At 73.0% G+C, this 5,424-nt stretch carries 3 protein-coding genes; 2 read left to right on the top strand and 1 reads right to left on the bottom strand.

What is annotated here, in order from left to right; genetic code table 11:
- Both VIW71_RS03125 and VIW71_RS03120 read left to right on the top strand, forming a co-directional pair.
- Positions 1–1,152, top strand: a 1,152-nt coding sequence (locus tag VIW71_RS03125) for a PQQ-dependent sugar dehydrogenase (RefSeq protein ID WP_414720636.1), incomplete at its 5' end; no start/stop codon positions are given.
- A 594-nt stretch (positions 1,153–1,746) separates the two neighbouring features.
- Entirely contained in the window at positions 1,747–3,792 is a 2,046-nt protein-coding gene (locus VIW71_RS03120) for a protein kinase domain-containing protein (protein WP_331620350.1), read from the top strand.
- A 63-nt stretch (positions 3,793–3,855) separates the two neighbouring features.
- Here the strand turns inward: VIW71_RS03120 and gatB are convergent, their stop codons facing one another.
- Positions 3,856–5,355 (bottom strand): Asp-tRNA(Asn)/Glu-tRNA(Gln) amidotransferase subunit GatB, encoded by a 1,500-nt coding sequence (gene gatB / locus VIW71_RS03115; protein WP_331620349.1) that lies wholly within the window; start codon positions 5,353–5,355, stop codon positions 3,856–3,858.
- Positions 5,356–5,424 lie beyond the last annotated feature (69 nt).

The raw sequence follows: 5,424 nt of genomic DNA, 5'->3' as shown, positions 1-5,424 counted from the left end.
CTGCTGGTGGGGGCGTGCAGCGGCGGGGACGGAGCGCCGCCGCTGCTGCCCCCGGGCCGGACGTCGGCTCCGGCCTCGGCGTCCGCGCCGCCGTCCCCGCCCTCGCCCGCGCCCAGCACGTCGGCGGGTCCCACGGCGTCGGCGGCGCCGGCCAAGGGCACGGCGGAGGTCACCGGGACGGTGGCGAGCCGGCTCGGCTCGCCCTGGGGCGTGGCGCAACTCCCGGACGGCGCGCTGCTCGTGGCCTCCCGCGACACGGGGCGGATCTCGCGGGTCGACGCGGCGAGCGGGAGGACCGCGGCGGTCGGCGCCGTGCCCGGGGTCTTCCACCCGCAGGGAAGCGAAGGCGGGCTGCTGGGGCTGGCGATCTCCCCGGCGTTCGGGTCCGACCAGTTCGTGTACGCGTACTTCACGACGGAGTCGGACAACCGGATCGCGCGCCTGCTGTACGACCCCTCGCGGCCGAAGGGCGAACAACTCGGCGCGCCCGACACGATCCTGCGCGGGATACCCAGCGGTACGTTCCACAACGGGGGGCGGATCGCCTTCGGTCCCGACGGCATGCTGTACGCCGGGACCGGCGAGACCGGGCAGAGCGGGCTCGCCCAGGACACGTCCTCGCTCGGCGGGAAGATCCTGCGGATGACGCCCGACGGCCAGGCGCCGCAGGACAATCCGGTGCCGGGCTCACTCGTCTACTCCACCGGCCACCGCAACGTCCAGGGTCTCGCGTGGGACTCCGCGAGGCGGCTGTGGGCCTCGGAGTTCGGCCAGAGCACGTGGGACGAGCTCAACCTGATCGAGCCGGGCGGGAACTACGGCTGGCCGGACGTCGAGGGCATCGCGCACGAGCCGGGCTTCATCGATCCCGTCGCCCAGTGGCCCACGGACGAGGCGTCCCCCAGCGGGATCGCCTACGCGGCGGGCTCCATCTGGATGGCCTCCCTCAAGGGCGAGCGCCTCTGGCGCATCCCCCTCGCCGGTACGAAGACGGCGGCTCCCCCGCAGCCCTTCTTCCCCGCGAAGTACGGCCGCCTGCGCACGGTCCTCGCCCTCGACGGCCACACCCTCCTGCTCTCCACCAGCAACACGGACGGCCGCGGCCTCCCGCACCCCTCCGACGACCGCATCCTCCGCCTCACGGTGACCTGACCCGGGCCGTGCCGCACCCACCCACCCTCTCCTTCACCGGCTGGACGGGCGGGAAGACACGCAGCCGGGAGGCTCCGGGGGCGACGCGGTGGACAGCGGACACCCACGCGGTGAAAGGCGGCGCACCGGGCGTGCGCCGAAGCGGAATCGGCCCTGCGGAGCGCACGTCTTCGCAGGGCGGGCTCGTGAGCCGGTCCGGCGGACCGACCGCTCCGGGCGGACAGGAGACCCGGTGCCGCGTCAGTCAGGGTTCGCCATCGGATGCCGTGCTCGGCCGATGCCGCCAGCTTCGTCTCCCAGGGGGTCCGCCACATCGGGCACATTCCCGAACGTGACGCCCGGCGGGGTCCTCGGACCACCGCCCGGCACCCGCTCAGGTACCGCCCGGGAACCTCAGACCGTGGCGCAGGCCCCCTCAGACGTCCGCCCGGCGGACACCGGCCGCCCCATCAGGGCGACGGTCCGGTCTTCCCAGTGTCACGGGCAGGCAACTCCGCTTGACCGGTGTCGGATCGTCGCGGGAACCTAACACCCCCTGGACGCCGGTGGATCGAGGTCACCGGGCCGGGGCGTAGGGGAGGGAAGTAAGCGCACGTGGTGGACACCGGTCTCTACATCGGCCCGGACAACGCGCCCGATCGTTACCGGCTGCTCCGGTCGATCGGCCGCGGCGGCGAGGCGGTCCTCTATCTCGCGGAGCTGGAGCTCAGCGGCGCGACCGAGCCCGTCGTCGTCAAAGTGCTGGACGCGCGGCAGACGCTGTCGCAGGAGCTGTTCTCCAAGATCAGCGAGAAGTGGCGCGAGCAGGCCGAGCTGCTGCGCTTCGTGCACCGGCTCGGCGTGGTCGGCATCCGCGAGCACTTCGAGGGCCCCTCGGCGCATCCGGCGGGTACGACCCCGGACGCGGGTGGGCGCGCGCTCTACCTGGTGATGAACCACGTGGAGGGCCTGGACCTGCGTGACTGGCGGGCCGAGCGCGCACTGGAGACCCCGGCCGAGCGGCGGGAGGCGGTGCGCTGCCTGGAGCAGTTGGCGGACGTGCTGGACTGGCTGCACAGCGGTACGGCCACCCCCTCGGGACGTACCGTCGTGCACGGCGACCTCTCCCCCGGCAATGTCATGATCGACGCCAACGGCCAGGCGACCCTGGTCGACTTCGGCCTGAGCAAGCTCACCGCCGACCATCAGACCGCCGAGGTGTGGTTCACGCCCGGTTTCGCGGCGCCCGAGGTCTTCGAGGGCAAGCGGAGCCCGGCCACCGACCGCTACGCGTTCGGCGCGATCGCGTACTTCCTGCTCAGCGGCATCTCCCCGGCCACCATGCCGGAGACGCTGCGGGCGTCCCTGCTGGACCTGCCGGAACTGGCGCCGCTGGACCGGGAGAAGGCCGCGCGGATCGCCGCGATCTTCGCCAACGACCCGGCGGACCGGCCGGACTCACTGGCCGCGTGGGTACGGGAGCTGCGACCGGCGGTGATCTCCACCACCACCCGGCCGCCCGTGGTGCCGCCCCTCCCGGCGGTGACGCCTCCCCCGGCCGCCCCTCCGCTGCCGGCGCACGCCCCCGCGTCCCTGGTGGCACCGACCACCGCGGACCCGGTTCCTCCGGCCGGCCCCGTCGTACCTCCGGCGCCGCGGACTCCCCCGGTCCCGGCCTACACGCCCCCGCCGGCGTACGCCCCGCCCGTGGCGGAACCGGTGGCCGCGTCCGTACCGGAGACGCCGGCCGTACCCGAAACGCCGGCGTACGGGGCCGCGCCCCACGAGGCACCCGCCGCGTACCAGGCCGCCGCCGACGCCCCCGCCGATCCGGCGCCGACCGCCGAGGTGTCGCAGGCGCGCCCCGAGCCGGAGCCGGAACCCGGCACCCGGCCGACCGTCGTGCTGGGCTCTGCCGGGCTGCCGCCCGAGGACAGCGGCAGCGGCAAGGGCGCCAGGGGCAAAGGCAGCGGCGGCAAAGGCAGTGGCAGGCGCCGCAGCCGCAAGCCGAAGGTGATCGCCGCCCTCGTGGTCGCGCTGCTGCTGGTCGGCGGCGGCGCGTACGCCGGGGTGACGCTGTCGGGCGGCGACGGGAACCCGGCCGCGACCGGCGCGAAGTCCCCCACCCCTGCCCCGTCGACGCAGCTCTCACCGGGCCCGACTGCGTCGTCGGCGTCGTCGGCGCCGACGCCCACCGACCAGCCGACCACCGGGAGCCCGGAGACCACGGACCCGTCGGCCTCGCCCGACCCGGCGACCATGAGTCCGGGTGCGACCCAGGCGCTGACCACCCAGCGGCCGGCGGACGGCGGCAGTTATCTGGAGACCGGCACCGCGGAGGTCAACGGGAAGCAGTACTACGACGTGCTGCGCACCCACTACTGCGACGGCGGGTACGCCGAGTACAACCTCAGCCGGAACTGGTCGCAGTTCAGGACGGTGCTCGGCGTGGACGACAACGGCATCGACGCCCCGGTGCTCTTCACCATCACGGTGGACGGCAACCAGCTCTTCCGTGACGAGGTGAGCCTGGGCAAGCCGGTCGCCAAGGTGTTCGATGTGTCGGGCGGGCTGCGGATGCGCATCGAGTGGAGCGTCGGCGACACGTCGGACTGCGGGACCGGGGTACTGGCCGAACCGACGCTCGTCCGCTCTCCCTGAACCGCGTGAGGACGGCACCCCGCCGGGGTGCCGTCCTCACAGCCGCTGCGTGCGGGTGCGCCCTCAGCCCTGGACGCCCAGCTTCTCCAGTACGAGTTCGCGTACCCGCTTGGCGTCCGCCTGGCCGCGGGTGAGCTTCATGACCGCGCCGATCAGCGCGCCGGAGGCGGCCAGGTTGCCGCCGCGGATCTTGTCGGCGACCGCGGCGTTGGCGGCGATCGCCTCGTCCACGGCCGCGCCGAGCGCGCTGTCGTCGGAGACGACCTTCAATCCGCGCTTCTCGACCACCGCGTCCGGCTCGCCCTCGCCCGCGAGGACGCCCTCGATGACCTGCCGGGCCAGCTTGTCGTTGAGGTCGCCCGCGGCGACCAGCGCGGAGACCCGGGCCACCTGCGCCGGGGTGATCGGCAGCGCGGTCAGTTCCACGCCGTCCTCGTTGGCGCGGCGGGCCAGCTCGCCCATCCACCACTTGCGGGCGGCCGCGGCGTCCGCGCCGGCGCCGATGGTGGCCACGATCGGGTCGATCGCGCCCGCGTTGAGCACCGACTGCATCTCGTGGTCGGAGATCCCCCAGTCCTCCTTGAGACGCGCCCGGCGCACCCGGGGGAGCTCCGGCAGGGTCGCGCGCAGCTCCTCGACCCAGTCGCGTGCCGGGGCGACCGGCACCAGGTCGGGTTCGGGGAAGTACCGGTAGTCCTCGGCCTCCTCCTTGATCCGCCCGGCGGTGGTGGTGCCGTTCTCCTCGTGGAAGTGACGGGTCTCCTGCACGATCATGCCGCCCCCGCTGAGCACCGCGGCGTGCCGCTGGATCTCGAAGCGGGCCGCGCGCTCCACGCTGCGCAGCGAGTTGACGTTCTTGGTCTCGCTGCGGGTGCCGAACTTCTTCTCCCCCTGGGGCCGCAGCGACAGGTTCACGTCGCAGCGCATCTGGCCCATCTCCATCCGGGCCTCGGACACCCCCAGCGCCCGGATCAGCTCACGCAACTCGGTGACGTACGCCTTGGCCACCTCCGGCGCCCGCGCCCCGGCGCCCTCGATCGGCTTGGTGACGATCTCGATCAGCGGGATGCCGGCCCGGTTGTAGTCCAGCAGCGAGTGCGAGGCGCCGTGGATACGGCCGGTCGCGCCGCCGACGTGGGTGGACTTGCCGGTGTCCTCCTCCATGTGGGCGCGCTCGATGTGCACGCGGAAGACCTCGCCGTCCTCCAGCTGGACGTCCAGGTAGCCGTTGAAGGCGATCGGTTCGTCGTACTGCGAGGTCTGGAAGTTCTTCGGCATGTCCGGGTAGAAGTAGTTCTTCCGGGCGAACCGGCACCACGCGGCGATCTCGCAGTTCAGCGCGAGGCCGATCTTGACGGCGGACTCCACGGCGGTCGCGTTGACCACCGGCAGCGAGCCGGGCAGGCCCAGACAGGTGGGGCAGGTCTGGGAGTTGGGCTCGGCGCCGAGCTCGGTGGAGCAGCCGCAGAACATCTTGGTCCTCGTACCCAGCTCCACATGGACCTCGAGGCCCATCACCGGGTCGTACGACGCCAGTGCGTCCTCGTAGGACAGCAGATCCATGACGGTCACAGTTACCTCTACCTCTCAGTCCGTCAGGTCAGTCCGTCAGGATGTCGTCGTTGCTCATCC

The sequence above is a fragment of the Streptomyces sp. genome (assembly GCF_036524955.1).
Classification (GTDB): Bacteria; Actinomycetota; Actinomycetes; order Streptomycetales; family Streptomycetaceae; genus Actinacidiphila.
Note: the sequence above shows the minus strand (reverse complement) of the source record. Positions and strands in the feature narration are given on the sequence as shown.